Source organism: Mycobacterium sp. (assembly GCF_040509115.1).
GTDB lineage: Bacteria > Actinomycetota > Actinomycetes > Mycobacteriales > Mycobacteriaceae > Mycobacterium.
The window spans coordinates 1-26654 of sequence record NZ_JBEVLO010000156.1 but is presented as its reverse complement, the minus strand read 5'-3'; the positions used below and the strand labels follow the sequence as shown (position 1 = coordinate 26654).

The window sequence follows — 26654 nt, the reverse complement described above, 5'->3', positions numbered from 1 at the left end:
ATCCAGGTGTGTCTGCGGCACAACGGTCGGGTGGTGCTCAACCGGGCGATCGGCCACGGTTGGGGCAACGGCCCTGACGATCCGCCCGACGCCGAGAAGATCGCCGTCACTCCCGAGACACCGTTCTGCGTGTACTCCGCCGCCAAAGCGATGACGACCACGCTGATCCATCTCCTGGCCGAACGCGGCGTGCTCTCCCTCGACGACCGGGTGTGCGATTACCTGCCCACCTACACCAGCCACGGCAAGGACCGCACCACCATCCGGCACGTGCTGACACACAGCGCGGGTGTCCCGTTCGCCACCGGGCCGAAGCCCGATCTGCGGCGCATGAACGACAGCGAGTACGCCCGCGAGATGCTCGGAAACTTGCGGCCGGTCTATCCGCCAGGGCTGGTGCACGTCTACCACGCGCTGACGTGGGGCCCGCTGACCAGGGAGATCGTCTCGGCTGCCACGGGCAAGGACATCCGGGACGTGCTGGCCGACGAGATCCTCGACCCACTCGGCTTTCGGTGGACCAATTACGGCGTTGCGCCCCAAGACGTTCCGCTCGTCGCGCCGAGCCACGCCACCGGCAAGCCGCTGCCCGCGCCGATCGCTGCCGCATTCAAGCTGGCCATCGGCGGCACCACCCACCAGCTCATCCCCTTCACCAACACCCCCAAGTTCCTCACCAGCGTGGTGCCGTCGTCGAGCACCGTGTCGACGGCCGACGAGTTGTCTCGCTTCGCCGAGATGCTGCGCCGCGGAGGTGAACTCGATGGCGTGCGGATCATGCGCCCCGAGACGCTGCGGGCGGCGACCACCCAGGCAAGGCGCCTGCGCCCGGACGTCGCGACGGGGTTGATGCCCATGCGCTGGGGCACCGGATACATGTTGGGGTCCAAGCGATTCGGGCCGTTCGGGCTCGGCGCACCCGCCGCCTTCGGGCACACCGGCCTCGTCGACATCGCCGTCTGGGCCGATCCCGAGCGCAAGCTCGCGGCAGGAATCGTCAGCAGCGGAAAGCCCGGCGGCCACCGCGAAGCCAAGCGCTACCCCGCCGTGCTGGACCGGATCGCCGCCGAGATCCCGCGGACCGCGGCGGGCTAACATGCGCGGATGGCCAAAGTCGAGCTGTCCCGCACGCTGTCGATCAGCCCGGAGGAGGCTTGGTCCCACGTCTCCGACCTGTCCAGTCTCGGCGACTGGCTGGCGATGCATCAGGGCTGGCGCAGCGACCTGCCCGACGAGCTCGACGTCGGCACCACCATCGTCGGAGTCGCCGGTGCCAAGGGCATGCGAAACCGCGTTACCTGGACGGTGAGGGAATTCGATCCCCCAAAGCTGATCGCGATCACCGGTGAAGGCGTCGGAGGCACCAGGTACGCGCTGCGGATGACCGTCGCGGCGCAGGCGAAGGGCTCGAAGTTCACCGTCAAGATCGACCTCGGCGGGAAGCCGCTGTTCGGACCGATCGGCATGGCCGCGGCACGTGCCGTCAAGGGCGACATCGAGCGGTCGATCGCGACGTTCGAGGAACTGTACGGCTGAACGACCCGCCGAGCGGTTACCTGATGCTCTCCCCGTAGACCTTTTCGATCGTCAGCGCCATCAGCACCCGACGGTCGGAGACCATCACCGAGCGGTATTCGTCCCAGTCGGGATGCTCCCCCGCCGCCTTGCGGTAGTAATCGACGAGCGCCTCGACCTCGGGGCCGTGAGGGTCGGTGCCCGGACCGGTCAACGTCACCGTCCCCTCGGCCGTGGCCCACGACCAGCCGTCGGCGCTAGTGACCTCGAGCGCGGCCCGAGGATCGCGACGGAGGTTGGCGGTCTTGGCCCGACCCTCGGTCATCGATACGTAGACGACGTCGGCGTCCTGGTCGTAGGACGGCGTGATCGGTGAGAGCTGTGGGACGCCGTTGGCCTTGATGGTGGCCAGCACGCCGAGTCGCGCCTCGGCGAGCAGCGTGCGCGGGTTGAATGCAGTAGCGGTCATGCCATACCGCAACCTGTGACCGCGCACACGCATTCCGGGGCGGAGCAGTTTCGACACGCCAGAACGACGCCGGTACCGATGGCCGCACCGATCACGCCATCCGCGCGGACCTCGTCGAGCACCGGTGAGCCCTACGTGCGGTCGAGGTAGACGTTGGTGCTCTGCGCATTGTTCCGGTTGATGGTGACCGTCAACGAGGCCGGTTCGTCGCCCCACTGCCAGACGGTCTTGGTCTCGTCCACTCGCTCCGACTTCCAAGGGATGCCGTCGTACTCCTCCCCGAGCGGGAGCATCCGGCCCAGCTCGTGCACGGTGTCGACGAACGGCAACGGCACTCCCCAGATCTCCGGCTCGCCGGGTTGGCGGCTCGCCACCAACGAGCCTCGGGGAAAGGTCAACTCAGGCACCATCTTCGACTTGAGTGGATTCGGGCGGGGCGAGGTGGACGTCGACGCCGTGCCTGCCGTCGGCGACTCGGCCTCGGAGCGCGTGGGCGACGGCGACAGCTGGGTAGCGGTGACGATCACCGCGACGACCAGGACCACCAGCGCGCCGCCTGCCACCAACGCCCAGGTGGGCACCGACCGGCGCCCCGACACCCCCGCGGCGGGTGGGGTGGATGCCCCGCCCGCCGTCGGAGGGTTGGTCTGGTCGGTCCACTGGTCACCGTCGAAGTAGCGCAGCGCGCTGGCGTCGCGTGGGTCTGGGTACCACCCGGGCTCCATGGGTGCGCTCATCCCTTCCACCCCCCGTCGACGTCACTCCTAGAATCCAAGCCCGCGCCCCCGGTGTCCAGCGCTTTGGCCGGTCAGTAACGTTCGGCGCTCTGCAGCAACGGCGGGTAGACGGCCGACGGTTCCCCGTCCACGGTGGCGCCGGCGAACTGCAGCATGGCCCGCAGTTCCTCGCCCATCGACGCCGGGTAGTCGAGCGTCGGCTTCGACACGTCGTCCAGGGTGCTCAGGCTGTCCGCGTCTAGGGTGACGCTCAGGCCTGCGAGATTGTCTTCGAGGTGGCGCAGTCTCCGGGCGCCGAGGATCGGCACGACAGTACCTGGCCTGGCTCGTAGCCAGGCCAAAGCCACTGCTGCCGAGGTCGTTTCGAGTTTCTCGGCGATGCCTGCGACAGCGTCGATGATGACGTATTCGTCGTCGCTCGGACCACCGACGTACGCGGCGCGGGCAGAGTCCGACACGGCGGTGGCGCGCCGGTACTTGCCCGAAAGGAAGCCGTTCTTGAGCGGGCTCCACGGGGTCAGCGCCATGCCGTGATCGCGAGCCAGCGGGGCCACTTCGCCTTCGACGGTGCGGGCCAGCAGCGAGTACTCCACCTGCAGGGCGATCAACGGCGTCCAGCCGCGCAACAGGGCAGTGGTCTGTGCCGAGGCGGTGACCCAGGCTGGCACGTTGGAGAAGCCGACGTAACGGATGCTGCCTGCGCGGACGAGGTCGTCCAGCGTGCGCATCGTCTCCTCGATGGGGGTGTGGCGGTCCCAGTTGTGCAGCCAGTAGACGTCGAGGTAGTCGGTCCGCATGCGACGAAGCGTCTGGTGCAACTGAGCGATGATGGACGCCCGGCCAGCTCCGCCGCCGTTGGGATCGCCGGGATACATGTTGGTGAAGAACTTGGAGGCGAGGACGACACGATCGCGCAGGCCGGGTCGGTCGGCGAAGTAGTCGCCGAGGATCTTCTCCGAGTGTCCGTTCGTATAGAAGTTGGCGGTGTCGATGAAGTTGCCGCCGCGCTCGAGGTAGGCCGACAGGATCGTCTCGGACTCTTCGACGCTGGTGCCCGCGCCGCCGGGATCTTCGCCGAATGTCATGGCGCCGAGGGCGAATGGGCTGACCCGCAGGCCCGAGCGGCCGAGTGTGACGTAGTGGTCGAGTGACATTGGATGTTCTCCTTCTTCGATGGTTTTGCTGCTGTTTCCATCAAAGCCGCCGGGCGAAGGGCGGGGTAGATCGAACCGCTCGGATGATTGCACAATCCTGCTCGTCTTGATCGGATCGTGTTGTCGAGGGTGGCGCCGCCGTGGTTGGCTGGGTCATGCCCATCTCGCCGCCCGACCTACTCGAGGAAATTCGGGACCGCATCACGACGCACGCCAGGCCGGACATGTCGACGTCCATCGACGGCGTGTTGGTGTCGAAGACTACGACCGGTCCGGAGACGCCCGACTATTCGTTGACCGAGCCGCTGCTGGTGGTCATGGCCCAGGGCGGAAAGCGTCTCCTGCTCGGCGATCAGGCGCACGAGTACCGGGCCGGGCAGTACCTGTTGGTGACGGCCAATCTGCCGGTCACCGGTCACTTCATCGAGACGAGCGCGACACGGCCAGCGCTCGGCATGGGATTGGTGCTGCGGTCGGCGACGGTCGCCGACCTTGCGTTGCAGGCACCTGCGCGGCGCCCGACGGTGGGCGGTCCCGGCGCAGGAGGTTCGGGCACGACGGCGATGGCGACGGGCGAGGCGGACGCCGAGCTGCTCGATGCGGTGGTACGCATGCTGCGCCTGCTCGACCGGCCCGCTGACGCTCGCGTCCTCGCGCCGCTGATCGAGCGGGAGATCCTGTGGCGGGTGCTGACGGGCCCGCAGGGTCACGTGCTCCGCCAGATCGGACTGGCCGACGGCGACCTTTCGCACATCGCGAGGGCCATCGGCTGGATCCGCGAACACTATGCCGAGCCCATGCGCATCGATGACCTGGCCGACCTGTGTGGGCTGAGCCCGTCGGCCTTTCATCGGCACTTCCGTACCGTTACGGCGTTGAGCCCCTTACAGTTTCAGAAGCGCATTCGACTGCAGGCCGCCCGCGCACACGTCGTCTCCCGGTCGGGCGACGTCGCATCGGTCGGGCACCTGGTCGGTTACGACAGTCCCTCGCAGTTCAGTCGCGAGTACCGCCGCCTGTTCGGCGCCCCGCCCGCTCAGGACGCGCAGCGGCTTCGCCTCGACCCGGACGCCATGGCCGTGATGGCACCGCTGTGACGCCGTCGCACCGAACCCGTGCGACGGCGCCCGTGGCCGGCAGGCGTCAGCCCGCCATGAACTGGTCGTACGCGGACGCCAAGTCGGGTGGCAGCACCGTCACGTTGCACTGGCGCTGGGTGTCGCCGATCGGCGCCAGGATCGCGCGCAGCTCGTAGTACTCCCCCGGGTTGGCGGTGAAGTACGAGCGGATGTCGGCTGCCGCGTCGGCGCGCGGTTGGCCGTAGGCCGCGGTCACCACCTGGTTGGCGCCGGGATGGGCGCGTAGGTAGTCGCGGGCCGAACCCGTGACGGTGCTGACGGTGTTCGCAACGCCTTCTGCGCTGCAATCCGCCGCCGATGCCACCGGTGCGGCGATGGTGGCGGCGGCAACGCCTGCGAACAGGCTCCCGGCCACCATTCCGATGGCCCCGCGGCGCGCGGTCATTCCACTGAATTTCATGATCGATTTTCCCCTCGGGAGTCTCGGTGAATCCCTGTTCGGATTCTCGGGTCCCCGACCCGCTGACCACGCTACGCGTCGTCCAGCGCCGTCCCCTTGGCGCCGGAATGACCGGTTCGCAACATCCCGACCAGGCGTTACCTGGTTTCGAAGTGAACTGCCCAACAATTTGGGTCGAATTCGACGTCCGGGAGACCAATTTCCACAGAATTTGGCTCCACCTCTTAATTGATCGTGATTTGGCGCCCACGGACCCGTAATCGAATCGTTATTCGAGCGGCTGAGGAAAGGCGTCGCGGACGCACTGGCGCAGCCATTGATGGGCGGCGTCGGCGTCGTACCGCGGATGCCACGCAACGCTGAGGTCCAGCGTCGGCAGCGACAACGGAATGTCGAAGGTCTGCAGCGAGAAGGCCGCGACGGTGTCCCGGGTGATGACGAGTGGGGTGATGCCTACGAGGTCGCTGTTCTGAATCAGCTGCAGCGATCCGAGTGCGCTCGGGGTGCACACCACCACCCTGCGGCGCAGCCCGTGCTCGGCAAGCAGCCCGTCGATCGGTCCGGTGAGCCTGCCTCGGCGCGAGGACACGACGTGTTCGGCAGCGGCGAAGCGCTTCAGCGTCACGCGCTTGGTGACGAATTCGTGGCCCGCGCGCACCACGCCGACCATCCGGTCGGAGAACAACGGTTCGATATGGGTCTCCGGGTGCGCGCGACGCATCTGTCCGAGTTCGAGGTCGACGCTGCCGTCCCTGAGCGCGTCGGTGTCCTCGTGGCTATCGCCCACGAAGCGCAACGTCACCCCGGGTGCCTCGCTTCGGATCCGGGACACCAACCGCGCACCGATCGTGTTGGACAGCAGATCGCCGATCTGAATCGAGAAGGTGCGTCGCAGCGTCGCCGGATCGGGCTGCTCTGGTGGGGCGAGCAGTCGGCGACCCTGTTCGACGAGTTCGTGAACCCCACTCTGCATCGCAAGGGCTCTGGGGGTCGGCACCATTGCGCGGCCGGCCCGCACCAGGATCGGGTCGTCGAGGAGCCTGCGCAGCCTCGCCAGGGTGCGACTCATGGCAGGCGGTGACGTGTGCAGCCGCTGCGCGGCGCCACCAACGCTGCCCTCGTCCAGCAGCGCGTCAAGGGCGACGAACAGATTGAGATCGAGACTTGATTCCATTTTGGATAATCGTTCCTTATCAAGCATGCACTGGACGGCAACTGAAGCCGATCCTACGTTGGTGGCATCACCACCGACGAAAAGCGAGACACCATGACTTCAACCTTGTCCTCCGAGCCGGTATCCGTTGTCCTGCAACGGTTGTTGACCACCGAGGAGCACCACGATCCGCGCGTGTTGGCCGACCTCGGGGTGGACGGGTTCCCCGCCCACCTCGACATCGGTCAGCGGGCCGACCTCTTCAAGGACGTGTACATGTCGGTTTCGTCGAGCACCGGCGAGCTGTTGTATCTGCTCGCCAGGGCGACGGGTGCCCGCACCGTCGTCGAGTACGGAACGTCGTTCGGCGTCTCCACCATCTATCTGGCCAGCGCCGTCAGGGACAACGGTGGCGGCACGGTCATCGGCACCGAACTGCAGCCCGAGAAAGCCGTTGCCGCACAACGCAACTTCGCCGAGGCAGGCATTGCGGACGTAATCGAGCTGCGGGTCGGCGATGCGCTGTCCACCCTCGACGAGGTGCCAGCCCCGATCGATCTGCTACTACTCGACGGGTGGCCGGACCTGGCGCTGCCGGTACTGCGTCTGCTGGAAGGCTCGCTGCGCCCCGGCTCGCTGATCCTGATCGACGACGTCGACATGAACTGGGGCAGCGACGTACACGGCCCGCTGCTGGCCTACCTTGCGGATCCGTCCAACGGGTACCTGTCCGTCAAGATCCCGACCGGTGACGGCATCCAGGTGTGCGTGCGGGTGTAGGCATGCCGATTCGGCCGCAATGCGAATGACGTGTCTGCATCAGCGGGGGTCCGCGCGCACGCCCTTGTAGATGCCCCGTTGCACGATCCACGGCTGCAGGATCCGGTCGATGGACCACGCTGGGAAGCGGAACGCTCGGCCGTTCGGAGCGAAGATCTCCAGGCCGTCCGGCTGCGGTCCCAGCACCGAACCCCAGCGCCGCCTCGGGGGGTTGAAGGTCCGCAACGGCTTGCCGTCGAACTCCGCGCGGACGTTGTGTGCCAGCAGTCCGTCCGCGCGGTTGCGCGCGGAGCTGCGCAGCGGGTCGGTGGCCGCGACGTCACCGATGGCGAACACCCCCGGATACCCGGGGACTCGCAGGTCGGGACCGACGCGGACGAAGCCGTGCTCGTCGAGCAGCTCGGCGGGCAGCCAGGCGGTGTTGGGCGTGACTCGCCCGATCGCCCAGAGCACGGCCTCGGCCGACGCCGCCTGCTGGCCGCCGCCCCAGTGCACCGGCTCGGCGGTGATCTCGTCACAGCCGAAGCCGTCGGGCACGACGGCCCGGTGCCCCTGGTGCAGGCCGACACCGAGGTCGGCCAGCCTGCGCTGGACGCGACCCCAGGTGCGGGGGTGATGGGCGGGCAGTGGGCGCTCACCTGGGAAGAACAGGTCGACTCGCTTGTCCGGCCAGGTGCTTGCGAGGTTGGCCGCGCTGCTCACCGCGGCAGCGCCACCGCCGACCACCACGACCGACGCGGCGACCCGTAGGCGGTCGTGCGCGGCGCGAAGGTCGACGCCGATCTCGACGGCCGACTGCAGTGTCGGGCGGCGCCAGAAGCCGTTCGAGACGCCGGTCGAAATCACCAGAACGTCATAGCCCTCGGTGTGCGTCGTGCCGTCCGAGGCCTGGACGGCCACCTCGCGGGCGACGAGATCGACACCGCCGAGGACGCCGTGCACGGTACGTATCCGATCGAGGCCACGGAACCGGTCGAACGCGATCCAATAGTCGCGCGCCCAGTCGTCGGGCCGGCTCAGTCGAATGCCCAGTTCCTGGCCGCTGACCAACGCGGGCTTCGCCGAGATCCCGACGACGTCGGCATGGCGGGCGAGTCGCAGGGCGGTGAGCAGACCGCTGTCGCCGAGGCCTGCGATGACGACGCGGGTCACGGCACGGCTTCTCGGGGCTTCGGCGGGCGCGGCACGAAACGCGACACCCGATCCACGACATCCTGGTACGTCGGCCTGCGTTGCAGGGAACGCTGCTCCATCATCGGAATGCTGGCGCCAAGGAACATCGCGAGCATCGCCGCGGCTCCGATGAGCAGCCACCACGCGTCGGCCGGTGCCGCGGCGACGCCGAGGAGGCCTAACGCGAGCCAGAACGCGAACTCGCCGAAGTAGTTTGGATGACGCGACCAACTCCACAGCCCGCGATCCATCACCGCTCCTGGCTGACGGTCGCGGACGAAGCGGTGCATCTGGACGTCGGCGACGAGTTCGAGAGCCACGGCGGCAACGCCGATTCCGAATGCTGCCCAGGTCAGCCAGACGATGCCCGCTCCCGGTCTGGTGACCGCCACGTAGACCGGCACCATCCCGAGGAACACCTGGCACGTGGGGATGAGATGGATCGCGACCAAGTCCGCACCGAACGCCCAGTATCGCTGGTGCTCCTCGCGTGCGCGCTGTCCGGCCCGCTCCTTGAACATCGGGTAGCGCCAGTCCTCGTGGTGCAGGCCGGGGAACGCGTACACCCAGTTCCCCGTCAACCGAACGGCCCACAGCACCACGACGATCGCCGCCAGCCAGCAGCGGAGTTGGTCGACACCGGGGCCCGCCTGACTCCACCAGTAGAAGAGCAGCAGCGGCGGGATCACGCTCCAGTAGGCGTCGTAGAAACTCGAATTTCGGTAGGCGCGGCTGAAGACGAAGATCACGATGGTCGCGAGGATGTCGGCGATGAGGGTGTCGAGCCAGAGTCTGCCGCTGGCAGGCCCCCACGCCAGCCATGCCGCGGCGACGGCGATCGACGCGACGTACGCGGAGGCGACGACGACCAGCGACCGGGCCTTACTCATCGTCTCCTCCGGGTTCGGGGTCGAAATGCAACACGTTCTAGTTCTACTGCAGACACGGTTCCTGCCGTCGTCGAACCCGCGGCAGACTGGGGACCGACATTCGTGACGCGCACCAAACCAGCCAACCGGCACCCGGTGTTGGTTGACGGGTGTCGACTTCCTATCGTGGCGAGATGAGCAACGTTGCTGATACCGACCGCGTCGCCGAGCTGGCGCAAGCGGTCGTCAAGGAGCACGACCCGAAGTCGGTTCCCATCCCCGAGTTCCTCGGCGCCTGCTACGACGCCGGCCTCTCCTGGGTTCACTTCCCGGAAAGCCTTGGCGGCTTGGGAATTTCGCGCGGCAACCAGGCCGTCGCGGACCGCATCCTTCAGGGCGCAGGCGGCCCCGTCCCGCTTGGCCTTAACCCGATGGGCTACGGCATGGCGGCCCCGACGATCCGCGAACACGCGCTGTCCGACGACCTCAAGCGATCGTGGTTGCGCCCACTGGCCACCACCGAGGACATCTGGTGTCAGCTGTTCTCCGAGCCCGGCGCGGGTTCCGACCTGGCTGGCCTGGCCACCTCGGCGGTGCCCGACGGTGCCGAGTGGGTGATCAACGGGCAGAAGGTATGGACCAGCCTTGCGCACCGCGCGCGCTGGGGCCTGCTACTCGCCCGCACCAACCCGGATGTCCCAAAACACAAGGGGCTGACGTACTTCGTCATCGACATGCATTCGCCAGGGGTCGAGACCAGGCCGCTGCGGCAGCTCACCGGGCAGGCCGAGTTCAACGAGGTGTACTTCAACGACGCCCGCATCCCGGACGCTCACCGCCTCGGCGACGTTGGCAACGGCTGGGCCGTCGCGATGACGACGCTGATGAACGAGCGCAGCGCACTCGGCGGCAGTGGCAGCAGGCGCGGCGCAGGCACGATCTCCGAGGCCGTCTCGCTGTGGGCGGCCAGGCCCGAGCGCCAGACCCCCGTCCTGCGCGATCGTCTGACCCAGCTGTGGCTGCGCTCGGAGGCACAGCGGCTCACGGCCGAGCGTTCGCGTGCCACGGCGACCGTCGGCGGGCCCGGTCCGGAGGGATCGATCGGCAAGCTCGTCGGCGCCGAGCTGAACCAGCACGTCTACCAGTTCTGCATGGATCTGCTTGGGCCGGAAGGCATTCTGTATCACGGGTATGCGACGCCGGAGGGCGATCGCGAAGACGCCGACTGGCGGGGACCGATCCAGCAGCGGTATCTACGCAGCCGCGCCAACACCATCGAAGGCGGTACGTCCGACGTGATGCGCAACATTCTCGGCGAGCGGGTCCTTGGCCTGCCCGGTGACCTGCGTGCTGACGCGGGGATGGCGTGGAAGGAGGTGCCTCGTGGTTGAGGTGACGGGCGGTGAGTTCACCTTCACCGACGAGCAGGACCAGTTGCGTGGCGCGGTGCGCCGCTTCTGCAGCGAGAACTTCGACGAGCAGACCGTCCGTCGGCTGATGGAGTCCGACCCGCCGTTCGACCCGAAGTCGTGGACGCGCCTCGGCACCGAACTCGGCGTGCTCGGGCTGTCGGTGCCAGAGGCGGACGGCGGCGTCGGCGGCACGCTGGTCGACCAGGCCGTCGCGGTCGAGGTGCTCGGCGCATCGCTGGCCTGCGGCCCGACGTTCGGCACCGTCTTCCTCGCCATCCCCGCATTGGTCGCGGCCTCCGCAGGCCCGGTGCGCGACGAGGTGCTCGCCGAGTTGGTCGAGGGCCGTCGCACCGCAGCGTTCGCGGTGACCGATCGGCCGGGCGGCTTCGACGTGGGCGACGTGACGGCGGAGCAACGGGACGAATCGGCGACGTTGACCGGAAAGGTAGAGGGGGTCGTCGACGCAGGCGCGGCCGACGATCTCCTGGTCGCGGCGGCAGGCCAGGACGGTGTGGGCCTGTACGTGGTCGACGCCGCAGGCCCTGGCGTCGAACGCACCGTGCTGCTGACCGTCGATCAGACGCGCCCGCTGGCCACCGTGACGCTGTCGGATGCCCCTGCGCGCCTGATCGCCGGGCCGGACGAGGCCGATCGGGTGATCACGCATGCCCTGTACGTGGGTTCGACGCTGCTGGCCGTCGAGCAGGTGGGCGCCGCGCAACACATGCTGGATCTGGCCGTGCGGTACGCCAAGGATCGCCTGCAGTTCGGCCGTCCGATCGGCTCGTTCCAGGCCGTGAAGCATCGCTTGGCCGACATGTTGGTCGACCTCGAGCACGCCCGTTCGACGGCCTACCACGCCGTGTGGGCGCTCACCGACGGCTCCGACGACCCCGCGTTGGCGGCCAGCATCGCGCAGGCGACGTGCTCGGCCGCGTTCAGTCGGATCGCCGCCGACGCGATTCAGACCCTCGGCGGCATCGGGTTCACGTGGGAGCACCAGGCGCACTTGTACTTCAAGCGCGCCGCCGCCGATGCGGCGCTGCTGGGAAGCGCCGAGCAGCACCGGGATCGCGTGGCGAAACTGGTGCTCGACACGGCCTCGGCCGAGCGGCCGCCACGCGTCGCGAACGGCACCCCCGCCTAGCGGGTCAGCTCCGCCAGGATCGCCGCACCCCAGCGGCGACACCCGCTGACGTGGGTGACGACCGCCTCGTCGCGACCCATGGCGTAGCCAACTGCGTTCTGCCACAGGCCGTTCCAGCCCGTACCTGCAGCTGCGCAGCCGACCTCGGGCGCGCCAGCCAACAGTGCTCTGTCCCCCTGGTCCATCAGGCCAGTGAACGCGCGTGGCCTGTCGTGGCGCAATCGATTTTCCGCGTCGGCGGTGCTAGACGAGGTAGCGGTAGTTCAGCAGCGCACCGGTCACCAGCACGATTCCGATGGCCAAGAACAGGATTCGCACGGTGACCGGGCCGTAGCGGGTCGTCACCCTGACGATGTTGCGCTGCACCCGTCGCGACCGAATGGTCCGATGAGTCGACAGAACCAGCACCAACAACGACGGCAGAAGAGCCAGCGCGCAGTAGACGAGGATGATCCCCGGCCACAGCGCGGGCAGCGGTTGGCGCGCGGACACCATCGTCAGCGTGGTCAGGTACGGCACCGACGTCACCGCCTGACCCAGCCCGATGGCGACCCCGACGATGGCGAACAGCCAGGGGTTGCGCCGGGTGAGGTTCACCGCCCAGAGGGGCGGCGCGGGCCGCGACGACCCAGAGACGGCCGCGACGGTGATCAACACCACCCCTAGGACCAGCTGTCCCCAGTAGCGGATCGGCGGTGTGATCTCCACGTCCACTCGCTCGGTCACGAAGCCGATCCCAAGCACCGTGAGCACGCCGAACGTCGTGGTCGCGGCGAACACACCGGCCACGAAGCTCAGGCCGCCCGGCAGCGCCGACCTCCTGCTCAACCGGCTGTCGTACACGACCGCGGAGGTCACCCCCAGGTTGAGGACGTTCAGCGAATCGAGGAACGCGAACCCCAGCAGAGGCAGTAGAAGTCCGAGCATGGCACAGGAGAACCTACGGGAGTCGCCCTCCGTCTGCGACGGCGGCGACGGGCGTCACATGCGGACGTTCCTGCCATCCAGCGGCTTCACCGACGGCCCGTCCGCCCGACGCCGAGGCGTGAACTCCGTCGCTGCGGGTACTCGGCAGAGTCGGACGGAGACTCCAGGAAGGACCCATGACCGCAGCACGCGTCCAGCTCGACCAGCGCGACTTGGCCGAGGCGCAGCGCATTGCCCATGCGGTCGGCACCGCCTTCTCCGCGAAGATCGTCGGCCAGCAGCGTCTACGCGAATCCATGTTGATCGCGTTGCTCGCAGGCGGCCACCTGTTGATCGAGAGCGTTCCTGGGCTGGCCAAGACCACCGCGGCCCGCGTCGTCGCGGAGTCCATCTCGGGCGGCTTCCGCCGCATCCAGTGCACGCCCGACCTGTTGCCGAGTGACATCATCGGCACCCAGATCTATGAGGCGGCGACCAACTCGTTCGTCACCGTGCTCGGGCCCGTGCACAGCAACATCGTGTTGCTCGACGAGATCAACCGCTCCAGCGCCAAGACCCAAAGCGCGATGTTGGAGGCGATGGAGGAACGTCAGACCACGATCGCTGGGGTCGAGTACCCGATTCCGGAGCCGTTCCTGGTGATCGCGACGCAGAACCCAGTCGACCAGGAGGGCACCTATCCGCTCTCGGAGGCGCAGACCGACCGCTTCATGCTCAAGGAGGTCGTCGGCTACCCGTCGATCGACGAGGAGGTGGAGGTGATCTCGCGGATGGACGCGGGACTCTACGAGAAGGACCACCGCACGTTGCCGGTCGTCACCGTCGACGACATTCGTCGCGTTCAGACTCTGGTGGGCTCCGTCCACATGGACCGGGCATTGATCCACTACGCAGGCAGCCTGGTGAACGCCACGCGCGAGCCGGAGAGCCGCTTGCCACCCAGCACCGCACGGCTGATCGAATACGGCGCCAGCCCCCGCGCCACCATCGCGTTCTGCCGAACGGCGCGAGCCCTCGCCGTGCTGCGGGGACGCGGCCACGTGGTCCCCGACGACGTCGCCGCGCTGGCCCACCGCGTGCTGCGGCACCGGCTGGTGCTCGGCTTCGAAGCGGCCAGTGCCCGGGTCACGCCGGACACGGTGGTCGACGCGGTGCTCCAGGCAGTCAGGGTGCCGTGACGCCGTGGGCACTCATCTCGACCGGGCCAGGACCCACGTCGGCCGTGATGCGGGCGGCATGCTCGAGGGAGGGCGCTACGCCCTCGTCCACACCCGCAGTCTGGAGTTCGACGACCTGCGTCCGTACGTGCCCGGTGATGACGTCCGCGACATCGACTGGAAGGCGTCGGCCCGTTCGGGCCACGTGCTGATCAAGCGGTTCGTCACGGAGAAGCACCACAAGATCCTGGTGGTCGCCGATGCCGGGCGAAACATGCTCGCGCTCGCGCCGTCCGGTGAGCGCAAGCGCGACGTGGCGACGAACCTGATCGGAGGAATGGGACTGATCACCCTGCCGAGGTCCGACGAGATCGGCATGGTGTTCGGTGACCATCGCGGCTCGGTCGACGTTCGGCTGCGCCGCGGCGAGACGCACGTGGAGTACCTGCTGCACAGATTTCACGATCACACCGACTCCGGGCCGGCCCGAAGCCGCATCACGACTCAACTCGACTGGGTGGCAAGGCATTACCGGCACCGGATGTTGATCTTCGTGGTGTCCGACGAGCCCGACGCCGATGACCGGCTCGACGGGCTTCTCACCCGGCTCACCGGTCGGCACGACGTGATGTGGGCGATGGTGGCGGACGCGGCGGCCGTCGGATCGGTCGACGACCACGACGGCGATGACGCCTACGACGTCGCCGACGGCGGGTTCGTGCAGGGCGCCGGCCTGGGGGATCGGGTAGTCGAGGCCTATCGCCGCGCCGAAGTCGCACGGCGCGAACACCTCTCGGAGTTCATGACCGCGCACGGGGTACCCCACGCGATCGTCAGGGGAAGTTCGTCCATTCGCAACGCGCTGATGGCGATGACGGGGACCTACGCGCGTGCCGGCTGACCTCCTTCAACACGTCATCGGCCCCACGCCGTACTCGGCATGGTGGTCGTGGCTGGCCGTCGGCCTGACCGCAACCCTCGTCGTCTGGTACGTCGGCGTCTTCTACCTCACCTCTCCTGGCAGACGCTTACGGGATCTACCCCTGGTCGGGCAGGCCCGCGAGCACGCCATCCGGCGACGCTCGGCACGGGTGATCCGCGAGATCGGCGTTCGCTACCTGGCGGGTGATCTCGACGCCGCCTCGGCTGGGGCGGCCATCAACCGCGAGGTGCGCCAGTTCCTCCACCGGGCGACCGGAGCTCCCGCGGAGTACATGCTGATGAACGACGTTTCCAATAGTGAGATCCGCTCGGCTGCACCGGTATTGGAAGAGCTGATCGACATTCGATTCAACGGTTCGTCTGAGGTGGACGTCGCCAGGCTCACCAGGGACGCCGAGGAGCTCATTCTGTCGTGGACCTGATCTGGATGATCGCAGCGATTGCCGGGTGCCTCGCGCTCGCGGTCTGCATCGCGCTGGTGCTGTTGGCGCCGATGACCGCCGAACGCCGACGGCTGCGCCCCATCGCCAACGCGCACCGACTCACCGCACTGCCCGAGTACGTGCGTGCGATGCGAGCCAGGACGAGGACGGCCGTGATCACCATCGCATTGCTCGTCGTGATGTTCGCATGCTCCATCGTCGTCGCGGCACGTCCAACCGGATTGCCCACCGCAGCACGACAATCCGAGGACGGAGCTCCCGAGGACGTCATGCTGTGCATTGGCGGCCCCCTCGACGAGCAGGCCGTTGGCGCGACGCTGAGCTACTTCGCCGACCGCGTGGACGACTTCCGCACCGAGCGGATCGGGCTGACCTCGCCCAACCGCCGGGTCGTGCCATTGACGCGCGACTACCAGTACGCGAAGTCGGCGTTCACGACCTACGCCCGTCCAGACGCTCAGCTCGACGGTGAGTTCAGCCCCGCGGTGTCCTACGTGGACTACGCGGAGAGTGTCGACGATCTACTGGCTCTGTGCCTCACGGGGTTCCCCTCCTTCGACCAGCAAGCGCCGCAACGTCGTTCGCTGATCTACGTCGGTCCGGGTGGCATCCGCGCGCCCGACGACGCGCGGCCCTCGCTATTCACGGCCGACGCCGTCAAGGAATTGGTGGTCGCCGCCGACGTCCAGGTCAACGCATTGGTCACCGATTCGAACTCCGCAGCGCTGTCCACCCTGGCCGCAGACACCGGCGGGCAGTCGTTCGCCGCCGATGCAGGAATCGCCACCCATCTCGACGAGATCCGCGACCGCCCACCCGCGGCCCGGCCCGGCGGCGACGACACCGCGCGCCGCGAATCGCTCGAATCCCCCGACCTCTTCGTCGCGGTCGCCCTTCTCGCCGCGCTGGCGCTGGCCGCATGGCCGGTGGTGCGACGCCGATGACCCTCGAGCCCGTTCTGCCACTACTGGTGCTGCTCGGCGTCGCGGCCGCGATCGTCCTCGCGCGTGTAGTCGCCCTGCGTCAACTGGCGCCGGCGCGCACGCGAGGCGCGCTGTGGCGATGGGGTGGCCTGACCCTTGCGGCGCTGCTGCTGGTGGTCTGTGCCGCTCGGCCGGTGATCGGACCCGGGGAGCAAGGCGTTCCGCGCGTCGCCGACGGCGAGGCGCCCAACGTGTTCCTGCTCGTCGACCGCTCGCCCGACATGGGTGTGACCGACCAGCCCGACGCGGTGTCCAGGATGGACCGCGCACGCGAAGACGTCGGCGCCCTCATCGACGCGTACCCGGGCGCCAGGGTCGCCGTCGTCTCCTTCGCGGCACGTCCGACACTCGAGTGGCCGCTGTCGGCGGACACCTGGAGCCTGCGGCCACTGGCGTCGACCTTCGAGCCCCTGTCCGCGGTACCCGTCGAACAGACCAATGCCGGCGCAGCGGGAAACACGTTGCGCTATCAACTCTTCGCGGCCAGACAGCAGTATCCCCGCGCGAAGAACCTCGTCTACTACCTCGGCGCAGGCGCCCCAGGGTCGCAGACACCTCAGCGCGAGTTCAACCTGCCCGACGGAGCGGTCGACGGCGGCGCCGTGCTGGGTTACGGTCCCCGCGGCGGGCCCGCGCTGCGCATCGTCGCCGACGAGATCGGCGTTCCGTACGTCTCGCGCGGCGACGGGGATCCGCTCGCGTCGGCGCTGCCCGTCGTCACCACCGGCGCCAGGGCCGACGCCCCAGCGCCCGCCAGGTCGGCACAGATCGAGTTGTATTGGGCGCCCGCGATTCTCGCGGCGATGTTGATCCTGGTCGAGCTGTACCTGGTGCTGCGCGAGTTCCGCAGGACGCGGCTGGTCGGTAAGGCGGTGAACACATGACACGCCTACGCAGGCGCCTCCTGTGGTTCTCGGCTCCCGTGGCCCTCGTCATGGTGGTCGTGCTGATCAAGACGTGGTCGGTCGTGCTCGCCGGGGGTTCGGTCGCGGCGGACTACGCGGCGCGGGACGCGTCGGCGCTGCGCGGCGACGTCGACGTCCTGAAGGTCTTCAACGTCATCGAGCCCGCGAAGGCCTACGTCGCAGCGGGCAACCTCGCAGTCCTCGACGACCGCCTTGCCGATGCCGATGGGCAGTTCACAGAGGCGCTGGCGCGCACCGACCCCGACAAGTCCTGTCCCGTGCGGGTCAACCTCGAATTGGTCAGGGAGACGTTGGGCGACCGGGCGGCAGCGGACTTCGACGCTCAGTCGGCGGTCGGCTGGTATCGGGGTGCGCTCGACGCCGTCGAGAACGCACCGAGGGGATGCTTCGAGGGCAGCACCGATTCCGACGAGCAACGACGCGGCGTCCTCGACGGCGCCGCGGCCCGACTGGCGGCGAAGATCGAAGCAGCCGCGGCCGTACCGCCGCCCCCGCCCCCTCCTCCCCCGCCACAGGCAGTCGCTGCACCGCCCCCCGCCCCGGCGGGTTCGGCGACCACCGACGCCGACCCGGACCCGCGACTGCGGCTCAATCCTGGGACCGGTGACCCCATGGACCGGCTGCAGCAGATCCTGAGGGACGCGGCGGCCGCAGGCTAGGAGCGCGCCGTCGCGGCCTCGCAACTAGCCTGGACCAGTGGCATCGGTACTGACGGTGAATGGAACGCCGACCAAGGCAGGCGGCGCAGCGCCGAAGACCGGCATCGACAAACGGCCGATCGACGGAGCGGTGTCGGTGCGGGCACCCGGCCCCATGCGCGGTGGCCTCGGCAGCGGCATCGTCGGCGACGTGATCGGCAACAGGAAGCTGCACGGCGGCGACGACCAGGCGGTCTATGCCTACGCCCGCGAGGATCTGGACGTCTGGCAGACCGAACTCGGCCGCGACCTCGCCAACGGCCTCTTCGGCGAGAACATCACGACCACGGGCATCGACGTGACGGGTGCCGTGATCGGCGAGCGGTGGCGGATCGGCGCCGATGGCGTGCTGCTCGAGGTGACCAGGCCACGGACACCGTGCAAGACCTTCGCCAAGCACCTCGGCATCGACGGGTGGATCAAGACGTTCACGCACGGTGGCACCCCCGGCGCGTACCTACGGGTGATCGAGCCAGGGTCGGTGCGTGGCGGGGATGCCGTGGAGGTCGTCGAGCGTCCGGCGCACGGCGTCACCATCGGCTTCGTCTACCGCGCGCTGCTGCTGCAACCCGAGCTGCTTCCGGAGATCCTTCAGGCCGATGCCCTGCCCGACGACATCAAGCAACGGGCGCGCCGCCGCGCCGACGCCTAGCGTCCCAACGGCACCCCCCAAATGGGGAAGGAGGGACACCCAATGGGTGCCCCTCCTTCGTGCCGTAGCCGGATCAGCGGCCGTTGCCCACCACCGGAGCCGGCGGTGCAACCACTGGCCGCTGGATGTCATTCACCCATTGGTGGTGGTCGATGCCGCTCGAAATCTCGACGGCTGATGGCGTGACAACGGTGGCCTCCGCCGGCGCTGCCAACCCCAGGAGGGCTGCGGCGAATCCGGTTGCGGCGATGGTGGCAAACCCAAAGTTCTTCATGTTTCCAAAGCTCTTCATCTCGAAGCCTTCTTCCTTCGTCCTCTCGTGAGTGTTCGATCGTCTCGGTATCGATCGATCTCTCACCGGGAGCTTTTCTTCCTTGCTCCGTCGTAGGGATGAAACCCACAGCTCAAGGGTTTAATTCCGGTGGCAGTAATTCATCGACGGCTGGCAGGAATCGCCGCCCCTGGCGGCCTTGGGGGCAGCCGACGGATCGGGCTTGGCGTCGTCCAGCCCGGCTGCGGAGGCGACCGTCCCGATGCCACGGAACGCATTGGAGCGCAGGGGCTTTCCGAGTCTCTGCTCGGTCGGACCGGTGCCCAGCCTTGCCGCGGGGCCGAGGTGCGCCCCATCATGGGCCGATGAGCACACGTGTCGGCGTCATCTTCCGTCCAGATTTTCAGCCGGCCGGTCTGCGCGGCGTCGCGACCGCGGCTGACGGCGCGGGAATCGACGAACTATGGCTGTGGGAGGACTGCTTCCAGCAGGGCGGCGTCGCGCAGGCGGCAGTCGCACTGGCGTCGACCGAACGGCTCGTCGTCGGCATCGGATTGATTCCCGCCCCACTACGCAACGTGGCCGCTGCGGCGATGGAATTCGCCACCTTGGAGGCGATGTTTCCCGGCCGGGTCCGGATTGCCGTCGGGCATGGGGTCCAGAGCTGGATGCGTCAGGCCGGCGCGGCCGTGGCGTCACCGATGACACTGCTGCGGGAGTACGTGACGGCCCTCCGGCAACTGCTCGGCGGGCAGACCGTCACCGTGGCCGGGCGCTACGTCGCGCTGTCGGACGTGCGGCTGGAGTTCCCGCCCGCCACGCCGACCCCGGTGCTGATCGGTGGTACCGGACCGAAGACACTTCGGCTGGCCGGCGAGATCGCCGACGGCGTGGTGCTGGACAGCAGGTACTCGGTCACGTCGATACGGGACGCGCTGTCGCACGTCGCCGCGGGCCGGTCCGACGCCCCGTCGTTCAGCACCACCCTGTTCCTGTCGTGCGTGCCAGGACCGGACGCAGCCGCCAGGCTGGCGAAGGAAGCGCTGCGACATGGCCTGAGCGCCGACGACGACTTCGGTGCCGGTGGGTCGCCCGAGGAGATCGCGACGGGAATCCGGGCGTACCTCGAGGCTGGCGTCGACACGGTCGCACTGCAACCCGACGGCGCGCTCGACGAGATGGCCGAATTCATCGCGGCGGCGGGCGCGGCTGCCGCGGCGCTCCGGCCGCTGTGACCCCTCCCGCGCCGGGAGTGGCTCGGAACACACCGCGATCGGTCCACCCGGCGGAATGAATGCACAGGCCCTCTCGTTTGAACACATAGACCGCGACGAAGAGAACTTCGGGACGGCAGAACGTCCGGATCGCGACATCAAGGCCGCGGCTCCGAACACGTTCGAGATGAAGGGATGAGCATCATGATGAACAACACGAAGAAGTTCGGGTTCGCCGCAGTCGTCGCCAGCGGACTGGCCGCAGCCGTCGTCGGCTTCGCAGGCCCCGCCAACGCGGACGTCGACCACCAGCTGTTCCTGAACGACATTCAGCAGACCGTCAGCGTGCCTCACGTAGACACCACGGTTCACCAGAGCCGCTAACGACGAGACTCGAAAGGGGCACCCGCACAGCGGGTGCCCCTTTCTTCGTGTGTGGGTCTTCTACGTGTGCGGGTCTTCTACGTGTGCGGGTCTTCTACTGGTGGGTGATTGAGCCTCATGGGGTGATGGCGTCGATGGCGCGGTGAATGCGCTGCTCGCTGACCGGGCGCGCCGTCCCCAACTGCTGAGCCCACAGGCTGACCCGGAATTCCTCGATGAGCCAGGCGATGTCGCGCACGTCGTCGGCCGCCGCGCGCGCCGGTGACAACGCGGAAACCAGGTCGTCGTACTCGTCCCGCAACGCGTGTACCCGCAGCATTCGTTCACGATCGGCGTTGATTCCCTGTGGAAGTCGGTCGAGACGCCGGGCGATCGCGGTGACGTAGCGAGCGAGGTCCATCAGGTGGGTGGCACCGGTCGCAGTCACGAAGCCCTCAGGCAGCAGGACGTCGAGCTGAGCCCGGATGTCGGCGATCGCCTCGGCGTGCGCGGGCGGCGGCTTCGCGGGCAGTGCGACCTGAACGTCGTGCAGAGCGGCCAGCACGCGTTGGACCCTGGCGAGGACGTCCCGCATCGTTGCCAACAATCCCGAGGCGACCCGCTCTCGCAGGGCGGCGAACTCGGCGCGGCTCCACGCGGGGGTGGGAGCCAACGCCACGACGGCGGCGTCGGCGCAGTCGTCGAGCAGGGCGGCGAGCGAACCGTCGGGGTTGGCCCCCAACGTCAGGCGGGTGCGGGTGTCCAATTGTCGCTCAAGGGCCTTCGCCGGTGACGGCACCACAAGACGCAACAGTCGGCGTGTCCCGGGACCCATCGCGAAGGCCTGCTCGACGGGCGTCGCGAACACCCGGAGGTCCACGGTGGCACCGTTGTCGACGAAGGCCGGGTAACCGCGCACGGTCCGACCGGCGCCCGCGCTCTCGACCACGCGCGGCAGCTCCTCCACGTCGTCGGGCCACGACCGTAAACCACTGCGTTGCAGCTCGTCTCCGAAGGCTCCCGCGACGGCCGCCCGTACCGGCGCGGCGAGCCGCTCCTGCAGCGCGGGCAGATCCTTGCCGCGGGCCAATTCGGTTCCGTCGTCGGACTCCACGGCGAACGTCATCGTCAGGTGGGCTGGCAGCTTGGCCAGGTCGAACGCGTCGATCGGGACCAGAATCCCGGAGCGACGCTGCAGCTCGCGCTGCAGCGCCTCCAGCAGCGATCCAGACCCCGGATCCAACGACGTCAACAGGGCGCGGGCGGTGTCTGGCGCAGGAACGAAGTTGCGGCGCAGTTCCTTTGGTAGCGACCGGATCAGCTCGGTCACCAGCTCCTCGCGCAGAGCCGGCACATGCCAGGCGAATTCGTCGCCACCCAGCCGGGCGAGCACCTCGACGGGCACGTGCACGGTGACGCCGTCGTCGTCCCTGCCCGGCTCGAAGCGGTAGGTCAGCGGTAGCGAGACGTCGGCGGCCTGCCAGGCGTCCGGTTGAGCTCCGTCCTCGTCGTTGCGAAGGAGGTCGTCACGCGTGAACGTCAGGAGGTCGGGGGTGCGGTGCCGTTGCTTCTTCCACCAGCCGTCGAAGTGCCTCGCCGACACCACTTCCGGTGGGACCCGCGCATCGTAGAAGGCGTAGATCTCCTCGTCGCCGACGAGCAGGTCGCGGCGCCGGGCCCGCTCCTCCAATTCGGCGAGTTCCTCTCGGAGACGGGCATTGTCACGGAAGAAGTGGTGGCGGGTCTGCCAGTCACCCTCGACGAGGGCATGCCGGATGAACAGGTCCCTGGCGACGTCGGGCGCGATCTGGGCGTACCCGACGCGCCTGCGCACCACCAGCGGCAGCCCGTAGAGGGTCACCCGCTCGTAGGCCATCACCGCGCCGCGCTTGGCATCCCAGTGCGGTTCGCTGTAGGTGCGCTGCACGAGATCCCCTGCGACGCGCTCGACGACCTCCGGTTCGATCCGCGCCGCGATCCGGCCGAACAGCCGGCTGGTCTCGACGAGATCGGCGACCACCACCCAGCGCGGCGGGCGCTTGCTCAGCACCGACCCCGGCGCGATGACGAACTTCGAGTTTCGCGCCCCTTGAAACTCGCGAGACTCCCGCTCCCCGTCGCGAAGGCCGACGTGTGACAGCAGGCCCGCCAGCAGTGCCGCGTGCACCCGCGCCGGATCGGCGGGCTCGTGGTCGTCGGACTCGCGGATGCCCAGGTCGCGGGCGATGCTTCGCAGCTGGCCGGTCAGGTCCTGCCACTCCCTGATCCGCAGGTAGTGCAGGAACTCGGCGCGGCACATCCGGCGAAACGCACTACCGGACAGCGTTTTCCGTTGTTCACCGAGATACCGCCACAGGTTGAGGTAGGAGCTGAAGTCGGAGTGCTCGTCGGCGAACCTGGCGTGCTTCTGACGCGCGGCCTCCTCCCGGTCCGTCGGCCGCTCCCGCGGATCGGGTATCGACAGCGCCGCGGCCAGCACCAGCACCTCGCGCACGCAGCCCTCGGCTTCGGCCGCCAGGATCATCCGGCCGATGCGGGGATCCAGCGGCAGCCTCGCCAACCGTCGGCCGAGGTCGGTGATGGCACCACCCGCATCGAAGGCGCCGAGTTCGCGCAACAATTGGCCGCCGTCGCGGATGCTGCGGGCATCCGGCGGATCCAGGAACGGGAAGGCGTCGATGTCCCCGAGCCCAAGGGCGGCCATCTGCAGGATGACGGCCGCGAGATTGGTGCGCAAGATCTCCGGATCGGTGTAGCGCGGCCTGGACTCGAAGTCCTGCTCCGAGTACAGCCGGATGCACACGCCTGGCGCGGTGCGGCCGGAGCGGCCGGCACGCTGGGCGGCCGACGCCTGTGAGATGGGCTCGATCGGCAGGCGTTGCACCTTGGTCCTGCGGCTGTACCGCGAGATGCGCGCGGTACCGGGGTCGACGACGTAGCGCACGCCTGGCACGGTCAGCGACGTCTCGGCTACGTTGGTGGCCAACACGATTCGTCGAACCGAGCGGCTCGGCTGGAAGACCTTCTGCTGCTCGGCGGTCGGCAGCCGCGCATACAGTGGCAGCACTTCGGTGCGCTGGTCCAATGCGTCGCGCAACGCTTCTGCGGTATCCCGGATCTCGCGCTCCCCCGACAGGAACACCAGGACGTCGCCGCGTGGCTCGGCCTCCAGTTCGCGAACGGCGTCGACGATCGCCTCGGTCTGGTCCCTGACCTCGGTGCGGACGGCCGCCCGAATGATCTCGTGGTCGGGATCGTCGGGGTCCTCGTCGTCATCGGACGGGGTGGGCAGTTCCAGTGGGCGATACCGGATTTCGACGGGATAGGTCCGCCCCGACACCTCCACGATGGGAGCGGGACCCGCTGGTCCAGCGAAGTGCAAGGCAAACCGCTCTGGCTCGATCGTCGCCGACGTCACGATGACCTTCAGGTCGGGTCGCCGCGGCAGCAGCTCCCGCAGATACCCAAGCAGGAAGTCGATGTTGAGGCTGCGTTCGTGGGCCTCGTCGAGGATCAGCGTGTCGTAGCGCAGCAGGCGGCGGTCGCGTTGGATCTCGGCGAGCAGGATCCCGTCGGTCATCAGCTTCACCAGTGTGCGGTCGCTCGCTCTGTCGGTGAAGCGGACCGTGTAGCCGATCGCGTCGCCGAGTTCGACGTCGAGCTCGTCGGCGATGCGCTGGGCGACGGTGCGCGCCGCCAGCCTGCGCGGTTGGGTGTGGCCGATGGTGCCGCGGATGCCGCGGCCCAGCTCGAGGCAGATCTTGGGTAGCTGGGTGGTCTTGCCCGACCCCGTCTCGCCCGCCACGATCACCACCTGGTGCTCGCTGATCGCCTTGGCGATGTCGCCGCGCAGCTCGCTGACCGGAAGGTCCGGGTAGGTGATGGTCGGCACGGCGGCCATCCGGGTGGCGACCAGCGCCTCGGCCGCGGTGAACTGCTCGGCCAGCTTGCCGAGCGCAGAGGGGCCGTTGCCGCGGAGATCTCGCAGCCTGCGTCGTAGCCGGTCGGCGTCGCGGAGCGTCAGACCGTCGAGGCGGGCGCGGAGCTCGCGCAGCTCGTCGCGGGACGGTTCGGACACTCGGGTCAGGATAGGCGGCCTGGGCTGCCACACTGGATCGGGCCCGGCACCCCCGCTGGCCCCGACCAGGAGGATTCCCTTTTCATGACCGTCACCGTCGGCGTCGGACCGGTCAGCTTCGACGACGTGGTCGCCGTCGCCCGACACGACACGCAGGTGGTGCTCTCCGATGCCGCCGCCGCCGAGATCGACGCCAGCCGCCGCACGATCGAGGCCCTGGCCAGCGACCCGACGCCCGTCTACGGCGTGTCGACCGGATTCGGCGCGCTCGCCACCCGCCACATTCCCGCCGACCGGCGCACGCAGTTGCAGCGCAGCCTCATCAGGTCCCACGCCGCGGGCGCGGGTCCCGAGGTGGAGCGCGAGGTGGTGCGCGCCATGATGCTTCTACGCCTCTCGACGCTGGCGAGCGGGCGCACCGGCGTCCGACGCAGCACCGCGCAGGCGTACGCGGGTCTGCTGTCGGCGGGGCTGACCCCGATGGTGCACGAGTACGGCAGTCTTGGCTGCTCGGGAGATCTCGCACCACTGGCGCACGTGGCACTGGCGGTCATGGGCGAGGGCTACGTACGGACCAGGACCGGCGAGCTGGTGCCCTCGGCCCGCGCGATGGCCGAACACGGGATCACCCCCGTCACGCTCGCCGAGAAGGAGGGGCTGGCCCTCATCAACGGCACCGACGGAATGCTCGGTCAGTTGGTGCTCGCCCTCACCGATCTCGACGATCTGCTGCGCCTCGCCGACGTCGCCGCCGCGATGAGCGTCGAGGGGCAGCTCGGCACCGACCGCGTTTTCGCCGACGACCTGCAGCGGCTCCGCCCCCACCCCGGCCAGGCCGTCGCCGCGGCGAACATGACTCGGCTGCTGGCCGGCTCGGGCATCGTCGCCAGTCACCAGACGCCGGACTGCACCCGGGTTCAGGACGCCTACTCGTTGCGCTGCGCACCACAGGTGGCAGGCGCGGCCCGCGACACCGCCGCGCACGCGCACACCGTCGCCGAACGCGAGTTGGCAAGCGTCATCGACAATCCCGTCGTCACGATGGACGGCCGCGTCGAGTCCAACGGCAACTTCCACGGCGCGCCCGTCGCCTACGTGCTGGACTTCCTCGCCATCGTCGTCGCCGATCTGGCCAGCATCAGCGAGCGGCGCACCGACCGGTTCCTCGACGTCAACCGCAGCCACGGACTCAACCCGTTCCTCGCCGACGACCCCGGCGTCGACAGCGGTCACATGATCGCCCAGTACACCCAGGCCGGAATCGTCTCCGAGCTCAAGCGGCTGGCCACCCCGGCAAGCGCGGACTCCATCCCGTCGTCGGCGATGCAAGAGGACCACGTGTCGATGGGATGGTCGGCGGCCCGCAAGCTGCGTCGTGCCATCGACGGGCTCACCACCGTCCTGGCCATCGAGGTGCTCACCGCGGCCCGCGGCATCGACATGCGTCGCCCGCTGACCCCGTCACCGGCCACCGGCGCAGTGATCGCGGAGCTGCGAACCAGGGTCGAGGGACCCGGCCCCGACCGGTTCCTGGCTCCGGAGATCGCGGCCGTCGTCACGCTGGCTCGCTCGGGTGCGCTGGTGCGGGCGGCCGAGGGTGCGGTCGGCCCGCTGCCCTGACGCTCAGCGACGCCAGAAGTCGTATTCGTCGCGCCCCGGTCGGAACCCGGCAGCCTCGACGATGTCGACGGCCACGTCGAACTTGTCTCCCACCCGCAGCGGAACGTGGGCGTCGCTGCCGAAGGAGACCGCGCCACCCCCTTCCTCGTACCACCAGCGCATCAGCGTCGCCGACGCGAGCGGGCTTGCGGTGTTGAGCTCCAGCGGGCGATCCGTACCGGCGAGCGCGCGGAAGACGGTGCGGTACTCCTCCTCGAAGTCGGCCTCGCGGTAGTCGCCCTCCCGCCGGGTCGGCCAGTAGCGCCGCGGGTAGTCGCAGTGTGCGAGAACCTGGAAGACGTCGGAGTTCTCGACGAGCCGAAGGAGCTCGGCGAAGTACCGCCGCACCACCACGTCGGCAGGCAGGAAGTTGAAGACGTGATTCGCATAGAC

At 68.6% G+C, this 26654-nt stretch carries 27 protein-coding genes and 1 pseudogene; 16 read left to right on the top strand and 12 right to left on the bottom strand.

Going from position 1 to position 26654, the window contains the following annotated elements; translation table 11 throughout:
• Both ABW137_RS11780 and ABW137_RS11775 read left to right on the top strand, forming a co-directional pair.
• A partial coding sequence (locus tag ABW137_RS11780) for a serine hydrolase (protein WP_526400048.1) occupies positions 1-1095 on the top strand: 1095 nt, incomplete at its 5' end.
• A gap of 9 nt (positions 1096-1104) precedes the next feature.
• Positions 1105-1536 (top strand): type II toxin-antitoxin system Rv0910 family toxin, encoded by a 432-nt coding sequence (locus ABW137_RS11775; protein ID WP_526400046.1) that lies wholly within the window; start codon positions 1105-1107, stop codon positions 1534-1536.
• Positions 1537-1552: 16 nt separating this feature from the next.
• Here ABW137_RS11775 and ABW137_RS11770 read toward each other — a convergent pair whose 3' ends face one another.
• The 3 genes from ABW137_RS11770 to ABW137_RS11760 all read right to left on the bottom strand — a co-directional run bounded on the left by ABW137_RS11770 (position 1553) and on the right by ABW137_RS11760 (position 3875).
• Positions 1553-1984 (bottom strand): PPOX class F420-dependent oxidoreductase, encoded by a 432-nt coding sequence (locus tag ABW137_RS11770; RefSeq protein ID WP_526400045.1) that lies wholly within the window; start codon positions 1982-1984, stop codon positions 1553-1555.
• Between the two features lie 131 nt (positions 1985-2115).
• Positions 2116-2721, bottom strand: coding sequence for a DUF2510 domain-containing protein (locus ABW137_RS11765; protein WP_526400043.1), 606 nt, complete (start codon positions 2719-2721; stop codon positions 2116-2118).
• Positions 2722-2792: 71 nt separating this feature from the next.
• Positions 2793-3875: an aldo/keto reductase gene (locus ABW137_RS11760; RefSeq protein WP_526400041.1), complete on the bottom strand. Its 1083-nt coding sequence runs from the start codon at positions 3873-3875 to the stop codon at positions 2793-2795.
• A 155-nt stretch (positions 3876-4030) separates the two neighbouring features.
• Here ABW137_RS11760 and ABW137_RS11755 point away from each other — a divergent pair, with 155 nt between their 5' ends.
• Entirely contained in the window at positions 4031-4972 is a 942-nt protein-coding gene (locus ABW137_RS11755) for a helix-turn-helix domain-containing protein (protein WP_526400039.1), read from the top strand.
• A gap of 46 nt (positions 4973-5018) precedes the next feature.
• On the opposite strand, the gene ABW137_RS11750 is transcribed toward ABW137_RS11755, so the two are convergent.
• Both ABW137_RS11750 and ABW137_RS11745 read right to left on the bottom strand, forming a co-directional pair.
• Positions 5019-5414 (bottom strand): hemophore-related protein, encoded by a 396-nt coding sequence (locus tag ABW137_RS11750; protein WP_526400037.1) that lies wholly within the window; start codon positions 5412-5414, stop codon positions 5019-5021.
• A gap of 268 nt (positions 5415-5682) precedes the next feature.
• Entirely contained in the window at positions 5683-6588 is a 906-nt protein-coding gene (locus ABW137_RS11745; RefSeq protein WP_526400035.1) for a LysR substrate-binding domain-containing protein, read from the bottom strand.
• Between the two features lie 93 nt (positions 6589-6681).
• On the opposite strand from ABW137_RS11745, the gene ABW137_RS11740 reads away from it, so the two are divergent.
• On the top strand, positions 6682-7347 hold the full coding sequence (locus ABW137_RS11740) for an O-methyltransferase (protein ID WP_526400033.1): 666 nt from the start codon (positions 6682-6684) through the stop codon (positions 7345-7347).
• A gap of 39 nt (positions 7348-7386) precedes the next feature.
• Here the strand turns inward: ABW137_RS11740 and ABW137_RS11735 are convergent, their stop codons facing one another.
• Complete coding sequence (locus ABW137_RS11735) at positions 7387-8499, bottom strand: FAD-dependent oxidoreductase (RefSeq protein ID WP_526400031.1); 1113 nt, start codon at positions 8497-8499, stop codon at positions 7387-7389.
• The gene (locus ABW137_RS11730; protein WP_526400029.1) at positions 8496-9410 is read right to left on the bottom strand and encodes a DUF1295 domain-containing protein; all 915 of its coding nucleotides are present in this window, start codon (positions 9408-9410) and stop codon (positions 8496-8498) included. Before ABW137_RS11730 ends, ABW137_RS11735 begins: the two co-directional genes overlap by 4 nt.
• Positions 9411-9583: 173 nt before the next feature.
• Between ABW137_RS11730 and ABW137_RS11725 the strand changes: the two genes are divergently transcribed.
• Together ABW137_RS11725 and ABW137_RS11720 are read left to right on the top strand one after the other, a co-directional pair.
• Positions 9584-10780 carry an acyl-CoA dehydrogenase family protein gene (locus ABW137_RS11725; RefSeq protein ID WP_526400027.1) on the top strand — a complete coding sequence of 399 codons (1197 nt, stop codon included), beginning with the start codon at positions 9584-9586 and terminating at the stop codon, positions 10778-10780.
• Positions 10773-11948: an acyl-CoA dehydrogenase family protein gene (locus ABW137_RS11720; RefSeq protein ID WP_526400025.1), complete on the top strand. Its 1176-nt coding sequence runs from the start codon at positions 10773-10775 to the stop codon at positions 11946-11948. The genes ABW137_RS11725 and ABW137_RS11720 overlap by 8 nt, the downstream gene beginning before the upstream one ends.
• On the opposite strand, the gene ABW137_RS11715 is transcribed toward ABW137_RS11720, so the two are convergent.
• Both ABW137_RS11715 and ABW137_RS11710 read right to left on the bottom strand, forming a co-directional pair.
• Positions 11945-12133 carry a hypothetical protein gene (locus tag ABW137_RS11715; protein ID WP_526400023.1) on the bottom strand — a complete coding sequence of 63 codons (189 nt, stop codon included), beginning with the start codon at positions 12131-12133 and terminating at the stop codon, positions 11945-11947. The genes ABW137_RS11720 and ABW137_RS11715 overlap by 4 nt on opposite strands.
• A gap of 58 nt (positions 12134-12191) precedes the next feature.
• Complete coding sequence (locus ABW137_RS11710; protein ID WP_526400021.1) at positions 12192-12875, bottom strand: GAP family protein; 684 nt, start codon at positions 12873-12875, stop codon at positions 12192-12194.
• Positions 12876-13051: 176 nt separating this feature from the next.
• On the opposite strand from ABW137_RS11710, the gene ABW137_RS11705 reads away from it, so the two are divergent.
• Genes ABW137_RS11705 through ABW137_RS11675 form a run of 7 tightly spaced genes read left to right on the top strand, consistent with a single transcriptional unit; the run spans position 13052 to position 18676 of the window.
• The gene (locus ABW137_RS11705) at positions 13052-14053 is read left to right on the top strand and encodes an AAA family ATPase (protein ID WP_526400019.1); all 1002 of its coding nucleotides are present in this window, start codon (positions 13052-13054) and stop codon (positions 14051-14053) included.
• Between the two features lie 4 nt (positions 14054-14057).
• The gene (locus ABW137_RS11700) at positions 14058-14933 is read left to right on the top strand and encodes a DUF58 domain-containing protein (protein ID WP_526400018.1); all 876 of its coding nucleotides are present in this window, start codon (positions 14058-14060) and stop codon (positions 14931-14933) included.
• Positions 14923-15396, top strand: coding sequence for a hypothetical protein (locus ABW137_RS11695; RefSeq protein WP_526400017.1), 474 nt, complete (start codon positions 14923-14925; stop codon positions 15394-15396). The genes ABW137_RS11700 and ABW137_RS11695 overlap by 11 nt, the downstream gene beginning before the upstream one ends.
• Positions 15387-16361, top strand: a complete 975-nt coding sequence (locus ABW137_RS11690; protein ID WP_526400015.1) for a hypothetical protein — start codon at positions 15387-15389, stop codon at positions 16359-16361. Before ABW137_RS11695 ends, ABW137_RS11690 begins: the two co-directional genes overlap by 10 nt.
• Positions 16358-17284, top strand: coding sequence for a VWA domain-containing protein (locus tag ABW137_RS11685; RefSeq protein WP_526400013.1), 927 nt, complete (start codon positions 16358-16360; stop codon positions 17282-17284). Before ABW137_RS11690 ends, ABW137_RS11685 begins: the two co-directional genes overlap by 4 nt.
• Positions 17281-17985, top strand: a complete 705-nt coding sequence (locus tag ABW137_RS11680) for a hypothetical protein (RefSeq protein ID WP_526400011.1) — start codon at positions 17281-17283, stop codon at positions 17983-17985. Before ABW137_RS11685 ends, ABW137_RS11680 begins: the two co-directional genes overlap by 4 nt.
• A 37-nt stretch (positions 17986-18022) precedes the next feature.
• Positions 18023-18676, top strand: a complete 654-nt coding sequence (locus tag ABW137_RS11675) for an MOSC domain-containing protein (protein WP_526400009.1) — start codon at positions 18023-18025, stop codon at positions 18674-18676.
• A gap of 73 nt (positions 18677-18749) precedes the next feature.
• On the opposite strand, the gene ABW137_RS11670 is transcribed toward ABW137_RS11675, so the two are convergent.
• The gene (locus tag ABW137_RS11670; RefSeq protein ID WP_526400007.1) at positions 18750-18968 is read right to left on the bottom strand and encodes a hypothetical protein; all 219 of its coding nucleotides are present in this window, start codon (positions 18966-18968) and stop codon (positions 18750-18752) included.
• A 344-nt stretch (positions 18969-19312) separates the two neighbouring features.
• Here ABW137_RS11670 and ABW137_RS11665 point away from each other — a divergent pair, with 344 nt between their 5' ends.
• On the top strand, positions 19313-20182 hold the full coding sequence (locus ABW137_RS11665; RefSeq protein ID WP_526400005.1) for an LLM class flavin-dependent oxidoreductase: 870 nt from the start codon (positions 19313-19315) through the stop codon (positions 20180-20182).
• A 183-nt stretch (positions 20183-20365) separates the two neighbouring features.
• Positions 20366-20545, top strand: coding sequence for a hypothetical protein (locus tag ABW137_RS11660; protein WP_526400003.1), 180 nt, complete (start codon positions 20366-20368; stop codon positions 20543-20545).
• Positions 20546-20660: 115 nt separating this feature from the next.
• On the opposite strand, the gene hrpA is transcribed toward ABW137_RS11660, so the two are convergent.
• Positions 20661-24602 carry an ATP-dependent RNA helicase HrpA gene (gene hrpA / locus ABW137_RS11655; protein ID WP_526400002.1) on the bottom strand — a complete coding sequence of 1314 codons (3942 nt, stop codon included), beginning with the start codon at positions 24600-24602 and terminating at the stop codon, positions 20661-20663.
• Between the two features lie 84 nt (positions 24603-24686).
• Here hrpA and hutH point away from each other — a divergent pair, with 84 nt between their 5' ends.
• Positions 24687-26222 (top strand): histidine ammonia-lyase, encoded by a 1536-nt coding sequence (hutH, locus tag ABW137_RS11650; protein ID WP_526400000.1) that lies wholly within the window; start codon positions 24687-24689, stop codon positions 26220-26222.
• Positions 26223-26225: 3 nt separating this feature from the next.
• Here hutH and ABW137_RS11645 read toward each other — a convergent pair.
• Positions 26226-26654: pseudogene (locus ABW137_RS11645) on the bottom strand (PHP domain-containing protein); the annotation flags it as partial.